Below are 23,294 nucleotides of genomic sequence, written 5' to 3' on the forward strand. Positions count from 1 at the left end.
CCTCAAAGTCCTAGATATTTTTTGCGAATTTCATCATTTCCGATTAAATTCTGGGCTTGATCTTGCATAACAATAAGCCCATTTTCCAAAACATAAGCATAATCACTAATTCTTAACGCAGAGTAAGCATTTTGTTCAACTAAAAGTATAGTGATACCCTCCTCTTTTAAACGTAAAATGATTTCAAAAACTTCTCCAACAATCTTTGGTGCGAGTCCTAAAGAGGGCTCATCAAGCATTAAAAGTTTTGGCTCACTCATCAAAGCCCTTGAAATAGCAAGCATTTGAGCTTCGCCCCCGCTTAAATTCCCTGCTAAAGAATTTTTTTTATTCGCAAGTCTTGGAAAAATTTTATACATTTGTTCTCTTAAATGCTCATAATTTTCAGCATTATTAAAGGCTCCGATTTTTAAATTTTCATCAACACTAAGATTAATAAAAACTCTGCGTCCCTCTGGAACTAAAGCTATACCTCTTTGCACTAAAGTATGTGTAAGATGTCTGCTTGTTTCATAACCTAAAAAATTAATCTCACCACTTCTTTTAACTGCATTGAGCAGGGCATTTAAAGTAGAAGTTTTACCGGCACCATTTGAGCCAATGAGTGAAACAATATGTCCGGTCTCAACCTTAAAATCAATACCCTTAACCGCTTCAATCAAACCATAATAAACATGCAAATTCTTAACCACTAACATCAAAATCCCCTAAATACGCTGCAATCACTTCTTTATGATTCACCGCATCTTGTAATTTTCCTTCAAAAATAGTCTTACCATAATCAAGCACTAAAACCCTATCACTAAGCTTATGCACAAATTTCATATCGTGTTCTATGAGTAAAACCGCGATTTGATAATTTTGTCTAAGTTCTAAAATAAGCTCTGCTAACTCATCACTTTCAGAGGCATTCATACCCGCAGCAGGTTCATCGAGTAAAAGAAGTTGTGGTTTTGTCGCCATAGCTCTTGCAAGTTCGATTTTTCTTTGTTGTCCATAGCTTAAATTTATAACTTTTTCTTTTGCAAATTGATTGATACCGAGTTCTTTTAAAAGCTCATAGGCTCTGTCTTTAAATTCACTTTCTATTTTAGAAAATCTTCCCAAATGTAAAAAAGCTTCTAAAACGGAATATTTCATTTGATGACCAAAACCGATGAAAACATTTTCAAGGACATTCATACTTGAAAAAAGTCGTATATTTTGAAAAGTTCTCGCTATACCAAGACGAACAATTTTATAGGGCTTGAGTCTATCAATTCTTTGTTGTTTAAAAAATACTGCCCCGCTTGTTGGTTTATAATTTCCACTGATGATGTTAAAAAGCGTGGTCTTACCTGCACCATTTGGACCAATAAGGGTAAAAATTTCTTTTTCATTGACCTTAAAAGAAGTATCATTGATAGCTTTCACTCCGCCAAAACTTTTTGAAATTTGCTTAAGTTCTAAAATCACTTATTTTTCCTTAAAAAATTTTGAATCTTTTTTAAAAAATAAGTTAATTCTTTATCCCCCATAATACCTTTTCTTGCAAAAAGCATAACTAAGATTAAAATCAATGAGAAGATAACCATTCTAAAGCCGGGCATTGCTTTTGTTTGATACCCAAAAATATTCATACTCTCATCTAAAAATCTCAACCATTCGCTTCCGCCTATAATCAATACAGAGCCTAAAATTGCACCGGTAACAGAGCCAAGTCCTCCTAATACAATGATAATTAAGAGTTGAAAAGTGAATAAAAAATCAAATTGCTCTGGAGAAACAGCAGTTAAAAGACAGGCGAGCAATCCACCGCCCACCCCTTCCAAAAAAGCAGAAGTACCAAAAGCTAAGGTTTTAATCCAAAAGGTATTAATACCCATAGCTTCTGCTACATCTTCATCATCTCTTATGGCTTTCATTGCACGACCGAATTTAGAATAAATCAAATTTAAAACCAAAATCACAGCTACAATCGCAATGCCACCCGTCCAATAAATATTTGAAAAATTAGGAATATCTACAAGTCCTCTAGAGCCATTAGTAAAGGTTGGAAAAGAAAGTGCTAAAAGCTTGATGATGATACCAAAACCTAAAGTTACAATCGCTAAATAATCTCCTCTGACACGAAAAACAGCAAAAGAAAGTATCAAAGAAAGCAAACAAGCACAAATTCCAGCTGCTAACAAGGCAAGAACAAAGCTTGGAGTGTATAGAGCAAGGATGAGTGGATTGATACCCTCATAATAAAACTGGTCATTTTTAGCTTCTGTATTCAACAGCAATAATGCTGCAACATAAGCTCCCACAGCCACAAAACCATTAGGCTCAAGAGAAAATTGTCCTGTGACTCCATTGATGAGATTATAACTGACAGCAAGAATAATAAAAATGGCGATTTGATTTGCAATGTTTATCCCATAATCTGTAAAAATTCTCGGTGTCAAAAAAATAAAAACAAAGGCAAAAAATAAAAAAATAAGAGGGAAAATTTTAGTCTTTATCATTAAAACCTACTTCTTTCAAAATTTATACCTAAAATTCCTGTAGGTCTAAAAAGCAAAATAAAAACCAAAAAAATAAAAGCAAAAGCATCTTTAAAACCTGAAATTTCCGGAAATAACGCAACGGCAATCACTTCAGAAAGCCCTATAATCAAAGCCCCCAAAACTGCTCCAACAACTGAACCAATTCCTCCTAAAACAGCAGCAGCAAAAGCTTTAAGCCCCATTAAAGTTCCCATAGTTGGCGTTACAGAATAATAAGTTGCCGCCCAAAAAACGCCCCCTATGGCAGCTAAAATTGAACCTATTGCAAAAACAATAGCTATGATACGATTTGCATCAATCCCCATTAAATTAACGGTTTGTATATCAAAGGCTAAGGCTCGAATCGCTATGCCATATTTGCTTTTATAGAGTATTAAAAGGACAAAAATCACAACTATGAGAGTGATAAAAGGCACAAGCAAAGAACCTAAAGTCGTATGTATATCACCAAAATTTATGCTTTTTTCAAAATAACTTGGTGCATTAAAAGCTCTAGGCGTAGAAGTAAAAAGCATATTGAAAAGGTTTTGTAAAAAAAAGCTTATCCCAATGGCTGTAATAAGAAGTGAAATTCTAGGAGCTTTTCTTAAAGGTTTGTAAGCAATTTTATCGGTTGCGATACCCACACACATAGAAAAAATCATTGCTAAAGATAAAGCTCCTAAAAAAGGGATGCTAAAATTACTCATACAAAACAAAGCTGCATAGGCTCCCACCATCATAATATCGCCATGAGCAAAGTTAATGAGTCTTAGCACCCCATAAACCATAGTATATCCTACAGCAACAAGAGCATACATGCTTCCAAGACTTAATCCATTGACAAGTTGCTGTAGAAATAAAGTTAATTCCATATAAATCCTAAGGAAGAATGGTATCTTTATAGACTGGTTTTTGGTCTTTGATTTCTTTCACAACTAAAGAACGCGTTGCGTTGCCGGTTTTATCGATGTTTATAACCCCGCTCACTCCTTCAAAATTCTTAGTTTGATGAATTGCATCATTGATACATTCGCTTGTAAGATTATTGACACAAGTATTCATTGCATTAAACATTACAAAATACGCATCAGCTCCCATAGCTGTAAAATTTGAAAGCTCTCTGCTCTTTTTTTCTTTTTCATAAGAAGATATAAATTCCTCGCTTAACTTAGTGCTTGGATTATTAGAATCAAAGCTATCGGTAAAAATATAACCCTCACTTGCTTTTCCCGATAAAGAAACAAAAGTTTCATCTGCCACCCCATCGGCTGAACCTATAGGTGTATCCAAACCTAAATTTCGGGCTTGTCTTACAAATAAAGACGCTTCAGTATAATAAATCGGTAGATAGATAAAATCTGTATTTAAGCCTTTGATTTGAGAAATAACCGCTTTAAAATCTTTATCTCCGGAATTAATCTTAATGCTTTTAAGAATTGTTCCGCCCTGTTCTTTAAATGTTTTTTCAAAAGCTCTTGCTAAACCCAAAGAATAATCCGTGCTTTGATCAAGTACCACAACAGCAGTTTTGTAAGATAATTTCTCAAAAGCATATTTTGCTAAAGATGAACCTTGAAAACTATCCATAAAACAGACCCGACTTGAATAAAGCTTTTTTTCTAAAAGTTTATCTCCCGTAGCTGCAGGAGCAATGAGTGGAATTTTTTTATCTTCAGCGACTTTTATCACTTGCAAAGTGTTTGCTGTAACCATTTCTCCTATAAGTCCTATAACCTTATCTTGAGAAACCAAACGATTTGCCGCACTTGAAGATTCTATTTTATCGCCTTTTGTATCAACAACGACAAGAGAAATTGTGTCATTATTGCTTAAAGAATTCTGCATAGAATTTGCAAGTTTAATTCCCTCTAAAGCACTTTGTCCATAAGCAGCAACGGCACCGCTAAGAGGCAAAACAACACCGATTTTTACTTCTTTAGCATTGATGGCTAAAGTTAAAATACTCATTAAAATTAAAATTTTTTTCATTATTAATCCTTTCTGAAAAATTTAATCATTTTATAAAAGTTCCATGCTTAGTTTTTTTAGCTGGCTCTTCTTCCATTAAATCCTGAACTTGCAAATCGATTGCAAAATTTATTCCTTTAATATAAGCAATCAATTCGTCCATTTCTTCATGTCTTAATTGACTTGCATAAAATACCATTTGAGAAGAACCAAACGAAGAGCTAGAATCAAGAGTATAGCCGATAAGTGCTCCTTTAATGTCTTCAGCTGACATATCTTTTAAAACTCTTGAACCTCCTATTTTTTTCTCACCCTCATCGCCGTGGCAGGTATTGCATTTTTTTTGAAAATAAAGCTCTTTAGCCTTTTGTAAATCATAATTTTTATTCGCATCAAAAGTATAGGTCAAAAGAGATTTAAGATTGATTCCAAAAACAAAGACACTTAAAAAACAACTTAAAAATATCCAACGCAACATCAAAACAACCTTTAATTTATAGTAATCTTAGTTAGAGTTGTTTTTTGGTGTTTTTGGCTTTTTTTATCATATTTTTTGCTTTTTTGCATTTCATAGCGGTAACGCAAAGCACCGGATACCTCAATATCTTTGAATGTTTCATCTAAAGGTGTTGCCACGCTAAAAGATAAAAAAAACGATAAAAACACGAAAAATAAAATCAACTTCTGCATTTTTTCTGTCCTCAATTTAAAGTAAATTTATTTGATTATAACAAAAAAAAATAAATTCAATGCTCACCCTTATGTAAAAAATAAAGCCCCAAACAAAGAGCCAAAATTGAACCCGCAAGATAAGTCATATCAAGAGGAGTGGAAAATTTCATTTGAAGAGCTCTTTGAAAAAAATTAACAACTAAAACCATAATAATAACCTTAGCAAGTTTATCCTTAAGCTGATCTAAACTATGGACTTCTAGGACTTTTGACTGCTTACTTTGTTTAAATTCCTCTATTTCACTGATAAAAAGTTCATAAACTCCAAAAGAAAAAATAAACAAAACCAAAGCCATTAAATACAAATCCACAGCACCTATAATCAAAGCAACAACATCTTCATGCAAATCAATCTCTACATTTGAGATAAAAAAATACTTATAGGTATAGATTAAAACCTTCAATACATCATAACTCGCAATAAAAAATAATACAAAAGCACCTATAAGTCCAAAAATAACGGGTAAAATCGTAACAAAACGGCTCTTAACAAGTAAAAATTCAAAAATTCTCTCCAGCATTTTTAAATCCTATTTTTTTAATTCCAACCATTTTTTTGCAATACGCACAGCATTAGTTGCAGCTCCAACGCGAATTTGGTCTGCTACGCACCAAAGATGTAAAATATTTTTATGCGTCAAATCTCTGCGAATGCGTCCAACATAAGTTTCATTTGTATCACTGGTAAAAAGTGGCATAGGGTATTGCTTGTTTTTAGGTTCATCGATTACCACAACACTTGGAGCATTTTTCAAAATTTCTCTTGCTTCCTCTGCATTAACTTCTTTTTCAAAATGTAAAGTCATAGCCTCACTATGGCTTCTTAAAACCGGCACACGCACACAAGTTGCTGAAATTTCAAGTTTTTTGTGGAGAATTTTTTGAGTTTCATTCACCATTTTAAGCTCTTCTTTAGTGTAACCATTTTCGTTGAAAACATCAATATGCGGGATTACATTTAAGGCCAGAGTATAAGGAAAAGTGCTTGCTTTAAATTCATCAAGTTTAAAGGCAAAAAAACTCTGCATCGCTTCTACTAATTCTTGCATTCCTTTTTTACCTGCACCGCTTGCTGCTTGATAGGTGCAAACATCAACCCTTTTGAGATTAAAAACCTCATCGAGCGGTTTTAAAATATGCACCATTTGTATGGTTGAGCAATTTGGATTTGCAATGATGCCTGTATTTTTCCAAAGTTTAATGTCTTCTGGATTGCATTCAGGCACAACCAAAGGCACTTCTTCTTTCATTCTAAAATGACTTGTATTATCAATGACAACGGCACCGGATTTTACTGCAAATTGAGCATATTTTTCAGAAACACTTCCACCAGCACTAAAAAAAGCTATAGCGACAGGATTTTCCTTGAAAACATTTTCGTTGAGTTCTTTGATTTTATAAATTTTATTTTTAAACGCGATTTCATTGCCTACACTTTTGGCACTCGCTAAGGCTAAAATACTCTCAACAGGAAAATCAAGCTCTTCTAAAACATTTAAAAGCTCTTCACCAACAGCACCCGTTGCACCAACTATAGCAATTTTTTGCTTTTTTAACATCTTTATCCTTTTATATTGTATTTTTTCATTTTTTCATTTAAAACCGCAATTTCCATTCCTAACATATTTGCAGCCTTTTGTATGTCAAAATCAACATCTTTTAAAACCGCGTCAATCAAATCTTTTTCTAAATTTTTTATATCTTTTTTAAATTTTCTTGATTCTAAAAACAAATCTTCGCTAGAAATTTCTTGTTTATCGCTTAAAATACAAGCCCTTTGAATGATAGAGATAAGCTCTCTGACATTGCCGGGAAAATCGTAATCAAGCAAGGCTTTTTGAGCCTCTTGACTCAATTTTTTATCTTCAAATTCATATTCTTTGCAAGTATCTTTTAAGACTTTATGAGCAAGGTCTAAAATCTCTTCTTTTCTTTCTCTTAAAGGCGGTATAAAAATAGGAATGGTGTTAAGACGATAATAAAGATCGGCTCTAAATTCACCTTTTTGAATTTTTTCATCTAAATTTGCATTGGTTGCACTGATGATTCTTACATTAATCTTAATGCTTTTTGTGCCACCTAAACGCACAATCTCTTTCTCCTGCAAAGCTCTTAAAAGTTTAGCTTGAATTTCATAAGGCATTTCTCCAATTTCATCTAAAAATAAAGTCCCCTCATTTGCCATTTCAAAAAGCCCAATTTTCGTAGAATTTGCATCTGTAAAAGCCCCTTTTTCAAAACCAAAAAGCTCACTTTCAATCAAATTAGCCGGAATGGCTGCCATATTTATAGCTATAAAAGGTTTGCCTTGTCTTTTGCTTTGTTGATGAATGTATTTTGAAAAGACCTCCTTACCCACTCCACTCTCGCCAAAAAACATCACAGAAACATCTGTTTTTGCAGCTTTTAAACTTAAATTTAAGGCCTGTTGAAGTTTTGGAGAGCTTGCAAAAAAATCTTTATTTTCCTCTTTTTTCTTATTTTTTTTATTTGCTGTTTTTTCACGAATGATTTTAGTACGTTTGATAGCTTCAACCAAAGTATCAATATCAAAAGGCTTGGTTAAAAAATCTTTTACGCCCAAACGCACCGCTTCAATAGCCCGATTTAAAGTCGCATTTCCTGTAATGATAATAAAATCATATTTATTTTCACAAGCTTTAACAAATTCAAGTCCATCAAGCCCGGGCATATTAATATCTGTGATAATCAAATCTGTATCATTATCAAGTTTTTTTAAGGCTTCAGTAGCGGATTTGAAAGATTTGATTTTAAATTCATCATACTCAGCTAAAGCAATCTCTAAAGACTTTCTCATATTAATATCATCTTCAACTATAACTACATTCATTTTAAACACCTTAATTTTTACAAGATTATAACAAATTTGACTTTAATAAAGTAAATTAGCCCTAAATTGATTTAAAATTATATTTAAATTATTAAAACAAAGGAAAAAATTTATTCTCAATTTGTTTTTTTTTTTTTGATATAATGCTTTAAAAAATGCAAATTTAAAAAACAAAAGGAAAAAATTCATGCAAAAAATTTATCTTTGTTCTTTTGCTGATACAAGGCTTGGAATTTCAATTTGTCGCTTCAAGCAACAAGCACAGACTATGGGGGGGGGTGTTTGAAGAAATTTTTATTCATACAGAAGCGAGTTTGCCCTTAGAATTTAGAAGGACTTTTAAGCATAAATTTTATAAAGAAGATGGCACTGTGAGCAGAGGTTTTGGGTATTGGGTTTGGAAACCAAAGGTTATTTTAATGGCTTTAGAAGAGCTTAAAGAAAATGATATTTTGTTTTATCTTGATATAGGTTTTGAATTTAATTCTTCAAAATCACATACACTTCGCGAGTGGATTAATCAAATCAATCAAAATGAAATTATGGGCATGATTGCTAATTTCCCTGAAAAAAATTGGCAAAAAATGGACACTTTGGTGCATTTTGGACTTGATAAAAATGAAGAATTTTTAAATTCAATGACTTATGCAGCAGGATTTATAGCCCTTAAAAAAACAGCTAAAAATATAAAAATCATACAAGAATGGATGAAAGTGTTTTACGAACATTGGGAATTTGTTGATGATAGCCCAAGTAAAATTCCAAATTTGGCTTGCTTTATAGAAAATCGTCACGATCAGGCCATATGGAATATTATTGCAAAACTTAATGGAGTTAAAGCTTTTCCTGCGGAATTTTATCATCAAGCATTTAATCAACCTTTGCAATATTTTAGAAATAAAATTTATCTGCCACATAATGCAGAACAAACAAAAACAATCAACGAAATGATAAGATATAAAGGTAGAGGTGCTTATCAATTAAATCCCTTAAATCTTAAAAATAATATTCTTGAACAAAGTAATGAATACCATGAATATAAAATTCTTCAAGCCCAGATCCATTCCAAAAAAAGCAAAAAACAAGATTTAAAACTTTTAAATTTAGAACAAGAGCTCATTAACAAAAAACTTAAAACGAAAAAATATGCTAAGCAATTAGGTCTAAAGAATGATGAAGTGATTATGCCAAGAATGACTTTAATCCAAGCTAATTGTGCCAAAGCAAGAATTTACAATCATCTTGCCTATAAATTAGGACAGAGTATGATAAAAAATTCTAAAACTTTTCTTTCTTATATGAAAATGCCTTATATACTCATAGCTCTTAGTATAGCTCACAGAGAGGAACAAAAGATTAAATGTAATGATATTTTACCTCCTATAGAAAGCTATCCTGATTATAAAGAAGCTCTAAAAGAAAAAGAATGTTTCACTTATAAACTAGGACTTGCTCTTATGAAAGCAAATAAAGCATGGTATAAAGGAGGGTATCTCATCTTTTTCTTTAAAGAATTGCCACGACTCAAAAAGGAATTTAAACATAAGAATTTATTTTAAAGACAATTAAAAATATCGCAAGAAAATATAAGATTTATAAAAAAGTAAAAAGCAATCAAGCGATAAAAATAAAAGGAGAATTTCTTGATTAAAACTTGGTGCAATGAAAAGAGCTCTTCACTCAAAATAATTTTCATTTTTGCAATGTTTAATCAACTGAGTATGATTAATCTCAATGAAACGAAATTGCTTTCCTTTAAAATTCTAAGAGAATTTAAAAAGAGTTAAAAATGTTTGAAATGGAATTTGAACTTGATGAGGAAAAATCTAAGAGAAGACAAAGACAACTTGTATAAATGCAAAACTCTAATACTTTTTTAATGCGGTTTTGAAAATATTTTGTCAAAAATTTAGGATAATCCTTTAATAAAGATTTTATTTTTACAAATTCATTGTTTTTTTACTCAACAAGATGAAAATTCTTAAAGTTCATTTAACTCCATTCATTTTAAACACCTGAATTTTTGCAAGATTATAACAAATTTGACCTTAATCAAGTAAATTTTTATGTCTAATATTTTTCTTTAAATTCCTTTCTTAATTTTTTTAGTTCAAAGAAAAATTTAAAAAATCCGCCCTTATAAAAAGTTTTACAAGACTTGATAAAAAGCTCGCCTATCCTATAACAATAACTTTGTTTTTCTTTTAAAGAAAATTCTCTTTTCGCATAACCTTCACTTATAATTTCTCTTATATTATATTTTTTCAATCTTTTATAAAAAACATAAAAAAATATTTTATTTCGCAGTTTTTAACACAAATTTCTATTAAACAAATGGGCTTATTGGGCTCTAATAAAAAGCCTTGTTTTATCAGTTAAAATGACTCCTATTCTGTGTGTAAAATTCTCCGGTTGTCTTGTTGCTAAACCTAAAAAAGCAAAATATATCATCATTTATTATTTCTTTATATTTAACAAAATAGGACATTAAATGAGAAAAATCATACTCTTCAGAAATGTTAAAATGTTCTTGTAAAAATTCACTTTGATTTAAATTTTTCAAAATTTCTTCTCCTCCCTTATCTGCTAAAAATAAATCTATCAAATCACATCTTTTTAAAGAAAATCCGCTCCAAAAATTTATGGTTTGAGCCTCTAAAAAAGTTTTTTTATCAATTAAAACATTTGCATTTAAATTATTAAATTTAATAAAATTTTCTAAAAAATCCTGAGATATTTTATCGGGATTGATTTGAATTTTTTGATCCGCGTTTTTTATTCTAAATATTAAAGACCTTTGGTTTTAAGCATTTAAAGCTAAGATATAATGACCAAAATACTGCTCCGGAAAGAAAAGTTTATGTTCCTCTATCCTAAAAACTTTTTCATCAAACATAGAATTTTTAGCTTCAAAACTCTTTAAATCCCCCCCCCCATCAACAATCATATCTTGCGGGGTTAGAATGGTAAAATTGATTTTATTTTTTAAATCCATTTTTTTAGGGGATAAAAAATCATCTGCATGATTTGCGATATTTTCTCCTAATTCTTGCATTATAGTAATGTGTTGATGGGCAGGATCGACCATATTTGCAAAATAATAACAATGATTTTCCTTATAATATCTTGTCCTATCGATGAGATTAAAGCCAAATTTTATACATAAAAACCTATGGAAATTATTAATAAGTTGAAAATTGCTTTTAAAAAAATTAGGGAGGATTAAAATGAGAATTTTCTTTCCGCATTGACTCAGCTCTTCATAAAACCAAGTTAAATCCCTAAAAAATTCCTCTTTAATTTAACCCTTATCATTCATATAATTTATAGCATCATTGACATTTGATTCACTGATGATTAAATCAGCGTTTTGGATAAATTCTTGATTTCTTTTTCTTTTTATCGCATAGAGATTTTGCAAACAAGTACTACCGCCCAAAGCTAAGTTAATAAGATGAATATTTCTTTGTTTTAATCCCGATGATAAACCTTTAATAATAGAATTTGACCCGCCCAATAAAACAATATTTTTCATAAAATTAACCCCTCTATTTTTTGCGAAATTATATCAATCTAAGCTTAAGCTTTACTTTTTTTTAAGATAATAAATCAAAGCACTCCTCTCACCAAATTCAACACTAAAACGTAAAGGAAGTATTTTGATATAAGTTTCACTTTGTGCCTTTGCAAAATCACTTTTAACAATATCTTTGACGCTGATTTTTGCACCGATAAAACATTCACTAAGCTCATCTCTATGCGAATTTAAAAAATTTAATTTTTCATTTTTCGGCATTTCATCATCGATAAGTCCTAATTCTGTTCTTGGTAAAAGGGTTAAGTCTTTTTGAGTATAAATGATTTCACATGCAAATTCACTCTGCACATTTTGACTTTTTGTCATAGCTGGGGATAAATTTTGACTTTGATGAAAAAGAATTAAATTTTTATTTGAAAGTTCTGCCCAAAATATGAATTCATCTTGGGCAAAAAGCTCAAAACTCAAAAATATCAATAAGCAAATAATTCTTTCCACTTTTCAGCATCAATTTTAAGTTCTACATTGACTCTATAAAGTCCTTGATTGAAATTTTCATCAATAACACTTGCATTTTTAATCAGTCCATTAACTTGTGCGGTAATGGTTGAACTTCTAAGCATTGCATCTTTAACAGTGTCTTTACCATTGACTCTCACACCATAAAGTTTGCTTGCAAGCTGTCTGTAAGCATCGGTTAATGCAGCTCTCTTAGCTAAAGCAAGGGCTTGGGCTGTTGAAACCGTATTCAAAGGAGCAATTCCTTCTCCAACTGCCGTAAAACTTAATTCAGTTTCACTCACATCAGGAGCTAACATTTTTTCTTGTCTGATGATATCACGTACATCGTCTTTATCGACTTTTTGCACAATAACATCACTAGAATCAGCTGCATTTGCATTTGTATTGTTAGCCTTTGTAGTGCTATTTCCTGCACCAGAGGCACATCCGCCAAAAATTGCTGCTACAATCAGCATAAAAAATAAAGCTTTTTTCATTTTACACCTTCAAAATATTGTGATTCATCATTAAGACAGCAAAATCTGTTCCAAAATGAAAATCACTTGTTTTAATTCAAATTCAAATCCATTTCGCTATCATTATCCTCTTCTTCTTGTTTTGGACATTTAGCGATACTGATAACCTCATCATTTTCTACATTAACAACAATCACTCCACTTGTATTGCGTCCCGCCTTTCTAATGCTTTGCATATCCACACGAATCATTTTTGCACTGCTTGTTAATGCCATTAAATCCATACTTTCATCGACTATTACAACGCTAATTAGATCCTTAGTCTTATCTGTAAGTTTCATACAAATAACACCCTTTCCGCCTCTGCTTTGAAGTCTGTATTCTCCTGCGTTGGTGCGTTTTCCTATGCCTTTAGCACTGATGCTTAAAATTTCTTGTTGGTCATTTTCAATGACAACTGCTCCTACTAATTCGTCATTTTTCTCTTTAAACTTTATAGCAGTGACTCCCCTGCTCACGCGTCCTATTTCTCTAACCTTAGCTAAAGGAAATTTAATACACATACCTTTTTTAGTTACTGCAAAAAGCATTTTGCCTTGATTATTTTCTTCTAAATTTTCATCTTCATTTTGATTTTCGTCGTTGATTTTCATCGCATCATTTTGAACATCAAAAGGCTCATTTTCATCTCTTTGGACGATGATTGCTGTGACTAATTCATCTTTTTCATCTAAATTAATCGCCCTCACTCCAACACTACGAATATTTTGATACTCACTTAAATTTGTGCGTTTAACAATACCATTTTTAGTGAAAAAGCATAAAGATTTACTTTCATCAAAATCTGCCGTTGGAATGATTGCCATAATTTTTTCATCCGCTTGTAAATTGATAAGATTAACCACTGCTTTACCCTTAGCCACACGCGTTCCTTCTGGAATCTTATAAACCTTAAGCCAATAGAGTTGCCCCCTATCGGTTACGAACATCAAAGTATCATGAGTATTTGCAGTAAAGAAATTTTCAATAAAATCATCATCATAAGTTGTTGCGGCTAATTTACCTTTACCCCCGCGTTTTTGTTTTTCGTATTGTTTGCTTGGCATTCTTTTGATATAACCGCGATGTGTAATCGTTACAACCATATTTTCATTAGGAATTAAATCCTCAACATCAATGTCCTCGTAATCATCTTCAATTTGAGTGATTCTTGGGACATTGAATTTGTTTCGCATTTCTTTTAATTCCTCACGGATTAAATTTTCAAGCTCTTCTTCACTCTTCAAAATCTTTTCAAGTCTTTCAATTTCTTGAATCAAGTCTTTGAGTTCATTTTCAATCTTATCCCTTTCAAGCCCTGTTAAGCGTCCAAGTCTCATCTCCAAAATCGCATGAGCTTGAAGTTCGCTCAATTTAAATTTCTCAACCAAAGCCTCTTTCGCACTCACATTGTCTGCGCTATTTTTAATAAGAGCAATCACTTCGTCAATATCATCTAAAGCAATCTTCAAACCCTCTAAAATATGAGCTCTTGCCCTTGCTTTTTGAAGATCAAAAATAGTCGCTCGTATAATCACCGTTTTTCTGTGAGTTAAAAATAAATTTAAAAGCTCTTTTAATGAAAAAATCTTGGGTTCTTTATTATGAATGGCAAGCATAATCACACCAAAAGTGCTTTCCATAGTCGTGGATTTAAAAAGATTGTTAAGCACAATATCACTCATCGCTTCTCGTTTAAGCTCTATGACAACGCGAATACCCTCTCTATCACTCTCATCTCTTACCTCTGAAATTCCTTCGATTTGTTTTTCTTTGACGAGTTCTGCAATTTGCTCAATCAATCTTGCTTTATTAGTTTGATAGGGAAGTTCATCAATGACAATAATATCTTTATTGCTCTTTTTTTCTATATGAGTTTTAGCACGAATCTTAATCCTACCCCTGCCCGTGCGATAAGCCTCAATAATACCCTTTTTACCATAAATAATTCCAGCAGTTGGAAAATCTGGTCCCTTAATAAACTGCATCAACTCCTCTAAACTCGCATCTTTATTTTCAAGCAAATGCAAAAGCCCGTCTATAAGCTCATTGAGACTATGAGGAGGAATATTTGTCGCCATACCCACTGCAATACCACTTGAACCATTGAGCAATAAATTTGGAACCCTTGAAGGCAAAACATCAGGCTCACTCAAAGAATCATCATAATTTGGAACAAAATCCACCGTGTCTTTATCAATATCGCGTAAAAGTTCTTCAGCTAAAATTGTCATTCTAGCTTCAGTATAACGCATAGCAGCCGCACCATCTCCATCAACTGAACCAAAATTTCCTTGCCCATCGATAGTTGGATAACGCATAGAAAAACTTTGAGCCATGCGAACAAGGGCATCATAAACAGCTGTATCTCCGTGAGGATGATATTTACCTATAACATCTCCTACGATACGAGCAGATTTTTTATAAGCACTTCTGCTTCCTACATTAAGATCATTCATCGCATATAAAATTCTACGATGCACAGGTTTAAGCCCATCTCTAGCGTCCGGTAAGGCACGTCCGATAATCACACTCATCGAATAATCCAAATAACTGCTCTTAATTGAATTTTCTATATCTACAAGCTGAATATCAGAGTTTTCATTAAAAATATTATCCATAAAAATCCTTGTAAAGATTAAAATTTTATTCTATCATATTAAACTTTTGCATCAGCTAAAACGAGAGCAAAAAGCACAGAAATTTTATTTTTTTCTAAAATTTTTTTAGCTTCTAACAAACTCAAACCCGTCGTTACTATATCATCAACTAAAATTACAGGATGCTTAATCTCTTTTAAAAGTTTATATTTTCTTTTATTTTTTTGACGAAAAGCTACACTTTTTCCCGAATACTTTACTTGATTTTGTGCTTGTAAAACTCTATAAATAGGTTTTATAAACCGGGTTTTAAGATGTCGTGCTAAAATCGCAGAATGAGAATAAAGCCCATCTTGCACCCTATCATCTAAAGCCAAAGCATTGATTTGAATTTCTGGATTGAAAAAATTTTTAAATTGAGCAAAACTTAATTTTGCTAAGGCATTAAAGACAAAATACCCATAAAAATGATGTTTAGAATGCAAAAGATGGCTGATTTCGTTGTATTTATAAAAAGAATAAACCTTAAATCCTTTTTCAAGCTCTCTTACTCCCAAAGAAAACTCTGCCAATTCTTCAGAGCAATTTTCACAAAAACTTAGCAGAGTAAAATTATGACAATTAAAGCATCTCAAAGCGAAGAAATAATGCTTGCGGCTTTATTTGCCATTTGTTTGATGAGCAAATGAGTGTAGAAGGTCAGCTCTTTTAAATTTTCAAAACCCTCCACATCTTGTTTGGTCCTTATGGTAAATTTTTTATTTCTGTTAATATCCTTGACACTTAAGACCCCAGCAACTCTTGAATGCAAACCCGAACTATCTTTCTTAGAAGCAAAATCTATAAAGCTTAAATCAACCTTCATAACATAGGGCGAGTTATTATTGTTATTTTCAAGCACTTCTATATCCCTAGCTTCAAGCTCTTGCTTAAGATAAGTGTAAAAAACTGCATTGAAATTTAAGTCGATTAAATATCTTTGATTGTCCGCGAGTAATACTTTTTGATTCTCTGCTAAGTCATAAAAACGATGCAAATAGACCTTTTTTAAAGCCACAGCTGAATCTAAGGTCCTTTTATTAGCACAACAAACAATGCCAATATCACTAACATACAAAAGCCCTTTAATCTTAGCTTCAAAGCCTCTTTCGCTTTCACAACTTGCACATTGAGTGTTTCTAGAGAGCTGATTCACTTGTGCAAAAGTATTTTGAGAAGCACACGCACCGAGCATAAAAACTGCAATCAAGCAAAACATAAAATTCTTAATCATCTTAAACCTTCCTCCAAAATATAATTGTATTTAAAAAATAAGCAAATTTCAAGCCAAATTTTATAAAAATATAAATTTTATTTTCATAAATTTTTTAAATTCTTTTAAAAATATTTTTCTTCCAAAAATAAAATGCAAAAACTAGCTTTATAAAAAGTCTAAAAAATTTAAAAGACAAATTATTTTCACAAAATTCTAAAAATATAAATGTTACAAATCGTTAAAACATAAAATAAATTTTTAACAATTTTACACAAAAAATTATAAATAAAAGCTGTATTAAGTTATAATATTTTTAACAAAAATTAAATTTTATTTAAGGAGTATGGTTTATGTCTTCAACAACTAAAACTTTTATTGTTCTTGCAGATATTGTTATTTTTATTTTTCTGCTTTATCTTTTACCTTTTGAAACTAAGGTTAATCAAGGTTTAGCAATTTTAGTTTTCATTGCTATCTTATGGCTTAGCGAGGCTTTACATGTTACAATCACTGCAATTTTAATCCCTATTTTAGCCGTTGCTACAGGTTTAATCAATACAAGCAAAGCTTTAACGGGATTTGCAGACCCAAATATCTTTTTATTTTTTGGAGGTTTTGCTTTAGCTGCTACCATGCATTATCAAGAGCTTGATAAAATCATTGCCCAAAGAATATTGCTTTTAGCAAAAGGAAATTTTGCTCTTTCTGTGCTTTACATTTTTTCAGCCACTGCATTTTTGTCGATGTGGATTAGCAATACTGCCACAGCAGCGATGATGTTGCCTTTAGCCATCGGTATGCTTTCTCAAATTGATACCAAAGATAATCCTAATATCTATGTTTTTGTTTTACTTGGGATTGCATTTAGTGCGAGTATCGGAGGAATTGGGACCTTAGTGGGAACTCCGCCAAATGCTATTGTTGCTTCAAATTTAAAAATCACTTTCGCTCAATGGTTAAGATATGGAATTCCTATTGTGATTATTTTTATGCCTTTGATGATTGTTGTGCTCTATATGGTTTTTAGACCTAAATTACATTATAAAATCACACAAAATATAGAAGAAACTCTTCCTATGACAAAGCAAAGATACATCACTCTAGCGATTTTTATATTCATTGCAAGCTGTTGGATTTTCTCCGCTTATATCAATCCTTTTCTTTCAAATCTTTTTAACTTAGAAAAGCCTATGGCTGCCTTTGATAGCGTCATAGCCATTTTTGCTGCAGTTTTAGTCTGCTCTTTTAAGGTTGTTGAATGGAAAAAAGTGCAAGAAAATACAGATTGGGGTGTTTTGATGCTCTTTGGTGGCGGAATTACTCTCAGTCTTATTTTAAAAGATTCGGGTGCGAGTAAGGTTATGGCTGATGGGATTATTTTTCTGATTGAAGATGCGAATTTGTTTGTTATAGCCTTGATTGTATCTTTATTTATAGTATTTTTAACAGAATTTACTTCAAATACAGCTTCAGCCGCTTTACTTGTTCCGCTTTTCATCTCCATAGCAGAATCTCTAGGTGCTCCTGCTTTAGGACTTGCTTTAATTATAGGCATAGGAGCAAGTTGTGCTTTTATGCTTCCGGTGGCTACACCTCCGAATGCTATCGTTTTTGGGACAGGACATATTAAACAAGCTCAAATGGTTAAAGCGGGAATTTTCTTAAATATCGCTTGTTCTTTTGTGATTGCTGCAATGGCTTATTTCTTTTGGCTTTAAGGAATTTGACTCTTAATTTTTGGAGTCAAATTCTCTTTTAGAAAGCAACTCAATCAATCTTTAACACGCTTAAAAAAGCTTCTTGCGGTAAATTGACCTTTCCTATAGCTTTCATTCTCTTTTTGCCCTCTTTTTGTTTTTCTAAGAGCTTTCTTTTCCTTGTAATATCACCACCATAACATTTTGCAGTAACATTTTTTCCAACAGATTTTACATTTTCCCTCGCGATAATTTTATTGCCTATACTTGCTTGAATCGCCACCTCAAAAAGCTGTCTTGGAACAATTTCTTTCATCGCTTTAACAAGTTCTCTGCCCTTGCTCTGTGCCTTTTCATTTGGCACTATAATGCTTAAAGCATCGACATTTTCACCCGCAACTTTAATATCAAGCTTGACCAAATCCCCCACTCTAAATTCAATCGGCTCATAATCAAAACTCGCATAACCCTTAGTTAAACTTTTAAGCTTGTCATAAAAATCCATCACAATTTCATTCAAAGGCAAATCATACTCAAGCAACACTCTCTCACTTGTAATATAATCCATCTTCACTTGCACGGCTCTTTTGCGATTTAAAAGCGTGATTAAATTCCCTAAAAATTCACTTGGAGTGATGATAGTCGCTCTCACATAAGGCTCTTTGATAAAATCAATCTTATTCACTTGCGGAAGCTCACTGGGATTTTGAATTTTTAAAACCACCCCATCATTTTGATGAATTTCGTAAGTAACCGTCGGTGCTGTAGCGATTAAATCCAATCCAAATTCCCTCTCCAATCTTTCTTTAATCACCTCCATATGCAAAAGACCTAAAAATCCAACTCTAAAGCCAAAACCTAAAGCCAAAGAAGTTTCAGGTTCATAAGTGATAGAGCTGTCATTAAGCTTAAGTTTATCCAAAGCATCTCTTAAATCCTCAAATTTATCTGTTTCTATAGGATAAATCCCTGCAAAAACAAAGGCTTTTGCCTTTTCAAAACCGCTGATGGCTTCTTTGGTTTTATTTTTACTAAGCGTGATTGTATCGCCCACTTGTATATCACTTGTGCTTTTAAGTCCTAACACCACCACACCAATTTCGCCCGATTCTAATTTTTGTGTTTTAATGAGCTTTAAAGGATGCGGATAAAAAAGCTCTTGCACATTATATTTTTTCTCTGTACTCATCACTAAAATTTCATCATTTTTTGAAATTTGCCCTTCATAAATTCTTACCAAAGCCAAAGCTCCTAAATAATTATCAAACCAAGAATCATAAATCAAAGCCCTTGTTGGAGCTTCATTGTCTATTTGAGGGGCAGGAATTTGAGTGATAATCCTTTCAATAAGTTCTTTAATGCCCTGCCCTGTTTTTGCACTAACACACACCGCATCTTTACAATCAATACCGATAATATGCTCAATCTCGTGCTTAACCTTTTCTATATCTGCAGAAGCGAGGTCAATTTTATTAATCACAGGAATGATTTCAAGATTATTTTCAAGAGCAATATAAACATTAGCTATGGTTTGAGCCTCCACACCTTGACTTGCATCAACAACAAGTAAAGCTCCTTCACAACTTGCTAAAGAGCGACTCACTTCATAAGAAAAATCCACATGTCCGGGAGTGTCTATTAAATTTAAAATATAATCTTCATGGTTAAAATGATAATTAAGCCTTACAGATTGTGCTTTTATCGTGATGCCTCTTTCTTTTTCTATATCCATAGTATCCATAACTTGCGAACTCATTTGCCTTTGAGCAATCGCTCCACATTCACTAATAATCCTATCAGCAAGAGTGCTTTTTCCATGATCAATATGAGCAATGATTGAAAAATTTCTTATATTTGCCAAATTTATAATCCCAAAAAATTAAATTAAAGCTTAATTTTAACAAATTTAAAGTTTAAAACAAATAAAAATAAGATTTAAATTTTAAAACGATATTTTTACAAAAATACTCAATCATTTTATCTAAGTTTATTCTTAAACTCTTTAAAAAATCTCATTTTTTCAAAATAATTTCAATCAAATTTTCTTTTCCAAGTCTATAACCTGAACAATTCTATAATGCTATTTTATGATATTTTTATTTTTATTAAGATAGAATATTTTTTCACTTTTCAAGGATAAAAAATGTTTCCCATTGTCTTTAACGCAGATGAAAACTATATCAAATACACAAGCACTCTTATAACAAGCATCATAAAAAACACAAATTCTCAAAAAAGCTTTAAAGAACTTTGCAAAGATTTGACACAAGATAGAGAATCACAATCAAAAATGAGTGCAGAAAAGTTACATTTTATTGACTATGAATCTTTGAATGAAAATGAGCAAAAAGAGGGCTATGTCTTCGTGATTTTAAGCGATTTTGTAAGCACACAAACGCGTGATAAACTCGCAGAACTTCAAAGAGAGCTCAATCTCATTTATCCTTGCAGCATTGAAGTCAAAATCGTTGATGAAAAGGAATTTGAGGGCTTTCCTAAGAGTGGAGCAGCACACAGCAATTTTTTGCCCTATTATCGTTTGATTGCACCACAATTTTTGCAAGAATATTCCAAATGCTTGTATTTGGATTCTGATATGCTCTGTTTGTGTGATATAAGAGAGCTTTTTACTTTAGATTTGAGTGATAAGATTCTTGCTTGTGTAGGGGATTACGGGAGTAAAAAGAGAAAAATTAAATTTAAAGAAAATGGCAAGGAAAAAATATTTTATTATGATGAACATTATTTTAATTCAGGTTTTTTACTCATAAATACATATGAATACAAGGCTGTTGCAAAACAATGTGAAAATTTAGCCAAACAAGCTACCTATATTAAAGCAGCAGATCAAGATTTGCTTAATGCTATCGTTAATAGAGAACAACGACTGAAACTTTCTTTTGCTTACAATTTTGTAACACATGCCTTTTGCTATTGCATTTGCAAAGATGAGGATAAGACGCGACTTAATTACACGCGTGCGGAGTTTTTAGAAAGTGCTAAGAATCCCAAAATCTTGCATTTTGGTTATAAACCTTGGAAATTTTTGGAGAGCTTTAGCGATTTTAAGGGCGTGAATGTGTGTTCATATTGGTGGGATATGGCTTCACAAACGCCTGTTTTTAAACAAGAATTGCTAGAAATTCAAAAAAGCATTACAGAATCTTCTAAAAACACCATTGCATTAGGATTTAACGCACTGGAGGCTTTTAAAACTTGCAATTTCTTCAAAATGCATTCTTTGCTAAAAAATGAGGATATAAAATACACAAATGCAAATAAAAGGAGTGTGTGTGAAAACTCTGGGCTTTGCATTCTTTTGGCTGAAGTGATAGAATTTGCAAGAAGAAGACACAAGGGGCTCTTAAATGTTTTTTTTAAAATTGCTAAAATCTTACGACATTATAAAAAATACGCAAACAAGATCTTAAAATAAACAAAGGAGATGATTATGTTTAAAATCAAAAATATCGACCATATTGTGCTTACGACTGAAAATTTGCAAAAATGTTGTGATTTTTATCAAAATATCTTAAATATGGATTTAGAGGAAAAAAATGGCAGATATGCTCTTAAATTTGGGAATCAAAAAATTAATATTCATCAAAAAAAGGGTGAATTTCAACCCGCAGCGACTTATCCTACTTCTGGAAGTTTAGATTTTTGCTTGATTGTAGAGGATATTTTGCAAGTTAAAGCGGAGCTTGAAAGCAAAAATTATCCTATAGAACTTGGGATTGTTGAGAGAATGGGAGCGATTTCAAAGCTTAAAAGCATTTATTTAAAAGACCCTGATGGAAATCTTGTAGAGCTTGCTTCTAAAATTTAATTTGCAAAAAATAAATCTTTGACTAAAAGTTTGATGTTAATAAAAATTTAAATTTAGCTGATTTTTTTATATGATTGATTATAAATAAAATCAATCCTTTTCGTAAATATTTTTTTCAAATTCTTTCAAACGTTTATAAATGCTTCTAAGCTGCGTTATAGTCGTCCAATTTGTGATAAATACGCTAAAAGATGAACGCACTTGATCAAAAGCATTATTGATTTGCATCACAATGCCAAGCCCTATTATCCCGCTAAAAAGACTCGGTGCCATCACTAAAAAAGGGACAATAACTATCATTTGCTCAAATAAAATCAGCCAAATATTAAAATACCCATAATGCAAAAAAAGCCTCTTGTAATTAAATTTCAATCCACTAAAAAGCTCAAGCATTGTTTCAGGCTTAGCATAATCTTTGCGATTATCCTCTGCAAAAACAAGCTCTTTTCTAAAAGCAGCTTCGGCTTTTTGATTATTATACTCAAGTCCGGGCAATTTAATACCAACAAACCAAGAGATGATTAACCCTCCTAAAGAAATAAAAAATGCAACATAAACAAGCAAACCTTCAATATCTTTAAGAATATAAAAAAGTGAATTAGGGTCAAATTCTTTGAATAAAGATTGAGAAATTTTATCGCTTAAATTCCAAAGTATAGGGATAAAAGCGATTAAGACCATTAAGGCTTTAATGAAAGAAAGCCCTAAACTTTCAACAATTTTAGAAAAATTATAAGTATCTTCTTGAATTCTTTGTGAGCTTCCTTCTATATTATTGTCGCGTTTTTTCCAAAATTTAAGATATTTAAAGGTCATTGCTTCACGCCATTTAAAGGCATAAACGCTTGCAAAATAGATATTAATCGTCGCAATGATGACATAGGGAATTGCAATGCATAAAAACACAGCGATTAAAAAATAAAAATCTTTTATATCATAATATTCTTTCACCCCGATTCCTTTGGCATCAAAAAACTGCTTGACTAAAAATTGATAATAATACAAAGAAGATTTGTTAAGAAAATTTGCTTTATTTAAATTTTCTTCAGCGAGTGCATCGGCTTCTTTTCTAAATTCAGCCTCGCTCGTTTGATTGCTGTCTTTTGTCGGCACTAAGCTCTCAATCTTTGGTTTTTGCAAGACATTGTAAAAATCTTTATACCATTCATTGATTGCAACACTTAAGCTTGTTTGTAAATATAAAAAAAATAGAAGTAAAAAAAGTCCAAAATATGCCCACAAAGCCCATTTTTTAGAAAGAAAAAAAGAATGAAACATTGAAAAACCTTGAAAAT

At 31.8% G+C, this 23,294-nt stretch carries 25 protein-coding genes; 5 read left to right on the forward strand and 20 right to left on the reverse strand.

Going from position 1 to position 23,294, the window contains the following annotated elements; genetic code table 11:
• Positions 1–2 precede the first annotated feature (2 nt).
• The 10 genes from CCUN_RS06300 to CCUN_RS06345 are packed head-to-tail and all read right to left on the reverse strand — an operon-like array spanning position 3 to position 8,064.
• A complete protein-coding gene (locus CCUN_RS06300; protein ID WP_027305394.1) occupies positions 3–698 on the reverse strand; it encodes an ABC transporter ATP-binding protein in 696 nt (231 codons plus the stop codon).
• On the reverse strand, positions 685–1,455 hold the full coding sequence (locus CCUN_RS06305) for an ABC transporter ATP-binding protein (RefSeq protein ID WP_027305393.1): 771 nt from the start codon (positions 1,453–1,455) through the stop codon (positions 685–687). The genes CCUN_RS06300 and CCUN_RS06305 overlap by 14 nt, the downstream gene beginning before the upstream one ends.
• Positions 1,452–2,489, reverse strand: coding sequence for a branched-chain amino acid ABC transporter permease (locus CCUN_RS06310; RefSeq protein WP_027305392.1), 1,038 nt, complete (start codon positions 2,487–2,489; stop codon positions 1,452–1,454). The genes CCUN_RS06305 and CCUN_RS06310 overlap by 4 nt, the downstream gene beginning before the upstream one ends.
• Entirely contained in the window at positions 2,489–3,385 is an 897-nt protein-coding gene (locus CCUN_RS06315) for a branched-chain amino acid ABC transporter permease (RefSeq protein WP_027305391.1), read from the reverse strand. Before CCUN_RS06315 ends, CCUN_RS06310 begins: the two co-directional genes overlap by 1 nt.
• A gap of 7 nt (positions 3,386–3,392) precedes the next feature.
• Positions 3,393–4,502, reverse strand: coding sequence for an ABC transporter substrate-binding protein (locus CCUN_RS06320; RefSeq protein WP_027305390.1), 1,110 nt, complete (start codon positions 4,500–4,502; stop codon positions 3,393–3,395).
• 25 nt (positions 4,503–4,527) lie between these two features.
• Entirely contained in the window at positions 4,528–4,962 is a 435-nt protein-coding gene (locus CCUN_RS06325; protein WP_027305389.1) for a c-type cytochrome, read from the reverse strand.
• A gap of 8 nt (positions 4,963–4,970) precedes the next feature.
• Entirely contained in the window at positions 4,971–5,171 is a 201-nt protein-coding gene (locus tag CCUN_RS06330) for a mini-MOMP protein (protein ID WP_027305388.1), read from the reverse strand.
• Between the two features lie 56 nt (positions 5,172–5,227).
• A complete protein-coding gene (locus CCUN_RS06335) occupies positions 5,228–5,734 on the reverse strand; it encodes a YqhA family protein (protein ID WP_027305387.1) in 507 nt (168 codons plus the stop codon).
• A gap of 9 nt (positions 5,735–5,743) precedes the next feature.
• Positions 5,744–6,772, reverse strand: a complete 1,029-nt coding sequence (locus tag CCUN_RS06340) for an aspartate-semialdehyde dehydrogenase (RefSeq protein ID WP_027305386.1) — start codon at positions 6,770–6,772, stop codon at positions 5,744–5,746.
• Positions 6,773–6,774: 2 nt separating this feature from the next.
• Complete coding sequence (locus tag CCUN_RS06345; RefSeq protein WP_027305385.1) at positions 6,775–8,064, reverse strand: sigma-54-dependent transcriptional regulator; 1,290 nt, start codon at positions 8,062–8,064, stop codon at positions 6,775–6,777.
• 278 nt (positions 8,065–8,342) lie between these two features.
• On the opposite strand from CCUN_RS06345, the gene CCUN_RS09810 reads away from it, so the two are divergent.
• The gene (locus tag CCUN_RS09810; protein WP_164502898.1) at positions 8,343–9,623 is read left to right on the forward strand and encodes a hypothetical protein; all 1,281 of its coding nucleotides are present in this window, start codon (positions 8,343–8,345) and stop codon (positions 9,621–9,623) included.
• Positions 9,624–9,707: 84 nt separating this feature from the next.
• Positions 9,708–9,851: a hypothetical protein gene (locus CCUN_RS09815; RefSeq protein WP_164502910.1), complete on the forward strand. Its 144-nt coding sequence runs from the start codon at positions 9,708–9,710 to the stop codon at positions 9,849–9,851.
• 584 nt (positions 9,852–10,435) lie between these two features.
• On the opposite strand, the gene CCUN_RS06355 is transcribed toward CCUN_RS09815, so the two are convergent.
• The 8 genes from CCUN_RS06355 to mapA all read right to left on the reverse strand — a co-directional run bounded on the left by CCUN_RS06355 (position 10,436) and on the right by mapA (position 16,491).
• Positions 10,436–10,669, reverse strand: coding sequence for a hypothetical protein (locus CCUN_RS06355; RefSeq protein ID WP_027305383.1), 234 nt, complete (start codon positions 10,667–10,669; stop codon positions 10,436–10,438).
• 198 nt (positions 10,670–10,867) lie between these two features.
• The gene (locus tag CCUN_RS06360; RefSeq protein WP_027305382.1) at positions 10,868–11,152 is read right to left on the reverse strand and encodes a hypothetical protein; all 285 of its coding nucleotides are present in this window, start codon (positions 11,150–11,152) and stop codon (positions 10,868–10,870) included.
• A gap of 213 nt (positions 11,153–11,365) precedes the next feature.
• On the reverse strand, positions 11,366–11,599 hold the full coding sequence (locus CCUN_RS06365) for a hypothetical protein (protein WP_051521684.1): 234 nt from the start codon (positions 11,597–11,599) through the stop codon (positions 11,366–11,368).
• Positions 11,600–11,650: 51 nt separating this feature from the next.
• Positions 11,651–12,100 carry a hypothetical protein gene (locus CCUN_RS06370; protein WP_027305381.1) on the reverse strand — a complete coding sequence of 150 codons (450 nt, stop codon included), beginning with the start codon at positions 12,098–12,100 and terminating at the stop codon, positions 11,651–11,653.
• Positions 12,076–12,600: a flagellar assembly lipoprotein FlgP gene (flgP, locus tag CCUN_RS06375; RefSeq protein WP_027305380.1), complete on the reverse strand. Its 525-nt coding sequence runs from the start codon at positions 12,598–12,600 to the stop codon at positions 12,076–12,078. The genes CCUN_RS06370 and flgP overlap by 25 nt, the downstream gene beginning before the upstream one ends.
• A 71-nt stretch (positions 12,601–12,671) precedes the next feature.
• The gene (gene gyrA / locus CCUN_RS06380) at positions 12,672–15,239 is read right to left on the reverse strand and encodes a DNA gyrase subunit A (RefSeq protein ID WP_027305379.1); all 2,568 of its coding nucleotides are present in this window, start codon (positions 15,237–15,239) and stop codon (positions 12,672–12,674) included.
• Positions 15,240–15,277: 38 nt separating this feature from the next.
• The gene (locus tag CCUN_RS06385) at positions 15,278–15,853 is read right to left on the reverse strand and encodes a ComF family protein (RefSeq protein WP_027305378.1); all 576 of its coding nucleotides are present in this window, start codon (positions 15,851–15,853) and stop codon (positions 15,278–15,280) included.
• Positions 15,850–16,491 carry an outer membrane lipoprotein MapA gene (mapA, locus tag CCUN_RS06390; protein WP_027305377.1) on the reverse strand — a complete coding sequence of 214 codons (642 nt, stop codon included), beginning with the start codon at positions 16,489–16,491 and terminating at the stop codon, positions 15,850–15,852. The genes CCUN_RS06385 and mapA overlap by 4 nt, the downstream gene beginning before the upstream one ends.
• A 332-nt stretch (positions 16,492–16,823) precedes the next feature.
• On the opposite strand from mapA, the gene CCUN_RS06395 reads away from it, so the two are divergent.
• Positions 16,824–18,191: an SLC13 family permease gene (locus CCUN_RS06395; protein ID WP_027305376.1), complete on the forward strand. Its 1,368-nt coding sequence runs from the start codon at positions 16,824–16,826 to the stop codon at positions 18,189–18,191.
• Between the two features lie 49 nt (positions 18,192–18,240).
• Here CCUN_RS06395 and lepA read toward each other — a convergent pair whose 3' ends face one another.
• Positions 18,241–20,037, reverse strand: a complete 1,797-nt coding sequence (gene lepA / locus CCUN_RS06400) for a translation elongation factor 4 (RefSeq protein ID WP_027305375.1) — start codon at positions 20,035–20,037, stop codon at positions 18,241–18,243.
• Between the two features lie 276 nt (positions 20,038–20,313).
• Here lepA and CCUN_RS06405 point away from each other — a divergent pair, with 276 nt between their 5' ends.
• Entirely contained in the window at positions 20,314–21,606 is a 1,293-nt protein-coding gene (locus CCUN_RS06405) for a glycosyltransferase family 8 protein (RefSeq protein ID WP_027305374.1), read from the forward strand.
• Between the two features lie 15 nt (positions 21,607–21,621).
• Positions 21,622–21,999, forward strand: a complete 378-nt coding sequence (locus CCUN_RS06410) for a VOC family protein (RefSeq protein ID WP_197548224.1) — start codon at positions 21,622–21,624, stop codon at positions 21,997–21,999.
• Between the two features lie 90 nt (positions 22,000–22,089).
• On the opposite strand, the gene CCUN_RS06415 is transcribed toward CCUN_RS06410, so the two are convergent.
• A complete protein-coding gene (locus tag CCUN_RS06415) occupies positions 22,090–23,277 on the reverse strand; it encodes a putative transporter (RefSeq protein ID WP_027305372.1) in 1,188 nt (395 codons plus the stop codon).
• Positions 23,278–23,294 lie beyond the last annotated feature (17 nt).

Origin of the sequence: Campylobacter cuniculorum DSM 23162 = LMG 24588 (assembly GCF_002104335.1) — a bacterium.
GTDB classification, from domain to species: domain Bacteria; phylum Campylobacterota; class Campylobacteria; order Campylobacterales; family Campylobacteraceae; genus Campylobacter_D; species Campylobacter_D cuniculorum.

Coding starts and splice junctions, on each gene's coding strand:
- CCUN_RS06395 (WP_027305376.1), top strand. CDS start 16,824: ATGTCTTCAACAACTAAAACTTTTATTGTTCTTGCAGATATTGTTATT.
- CCUN_RS06330 (WP_027305388.1), bottom strand. CDS start 5,171: ATGCAGAAGTTGATTTTATTTTTCGTGTTTTTATCGTTTTTTTTATCT.
- CCUN_RS06340 (WP_027305386.1), bottom strand. CDS start 6,772: ATGTTAAAAAAGCAAAAAATTGCTATAGTTGGTGCAACGGGTGCTGTT.
- CCUN_RS06405 (WP_027305374.1), top strand. CDS start 20,314: ATGTTTCCCATTGTCTTTAACGCAGATGAAAACTATATCAAATACACA.
- mapA (WP_027305377.1), bottom strand. CDS start 16,491: ATGATTAAGAATTTTATGTTTTGCTTGATTGCAGTTTTTATGCTCGGT.
- CCUN_RS06315 (WP_027305391.1), bottom strand. CDS start 3,385: ATGGAATTAACTTTATTTCTACAGCAACTTGTCAATGGATTAAGTCTT.
- gyrA (WP_027305379.1), bottom strand. CDS start 15,239: ATGGATAATATTTTTAATGAAAACTCTGATATTCAGCTTGTAGATATA.
- CCUN_RS06320 (WP_027305390.1), bottom strand. CDS start 4,502: ATGAAAAAAATTTTAATTTTAATGAGTATTTTAACTTTAGCCATCAAT.
- CCUN_RS06410 (WP_197548224.1), top strand. CDS start 21,622: ATGTTTAAAATCAAAAATATCGACCATATTGTGCTTACGACTGAAAAT.
- CCUN_RS06335 (WP_027305387.1), bottom strand. CDS start 5,734: ATGCTGGAGAGAATTTTTGAATTTTTACTTGTTAAGAGCCGTTTTGTT.
- CCUN_RS06415 (WP_027305372.1), bottom strand. CDS start 23,277: ATGTTTCATTCTTTTTTTCTTTCTAAAAAATGGGCTTTGTGGGCATAT.
- CCUN_RS06310 (WP_027305392.1), bottom strand. CDS start 2,489: ATGATAAAGACTAAAATTTTCCCTCTTATTTTTTTATTTTTTGCCTTT.
- CCUN_RS06365 (WP_051521684.1), bottom strand. CDS start 11,599: ATGAAAAATATTGTTTTATTGGGCGGGTCAAATTCTATTATTAAAGGT.
- flgP (WP_027305380.1), bottom strand. CDS start 12,600: ATGAAAAAAGCTTTATTTTTTATGCTGATTGTAGCAGCAATTTTTGGC.
- CCUN_RS06300 (WP_027305394.1), bottom strand. CDS start 698: ATGTTAGTGGTTAAGAATTTGCATGTTTATTATGGTTTGATTGAAGCG.
- CCUN_RS06345 (WP_027305385.1), bottom strand. CDS start 8,064: ATGAATGTAGTTATAGTTGAAGATGATATTAATATGAGAAAGTCTTTA.
- CCUN_RS06360 (WP_027305382.1), bottom strand. CDS start 11,152: ATGGTCGATCCTGCCCATCAACACATTACTATAATGCAAGAATTAGGA.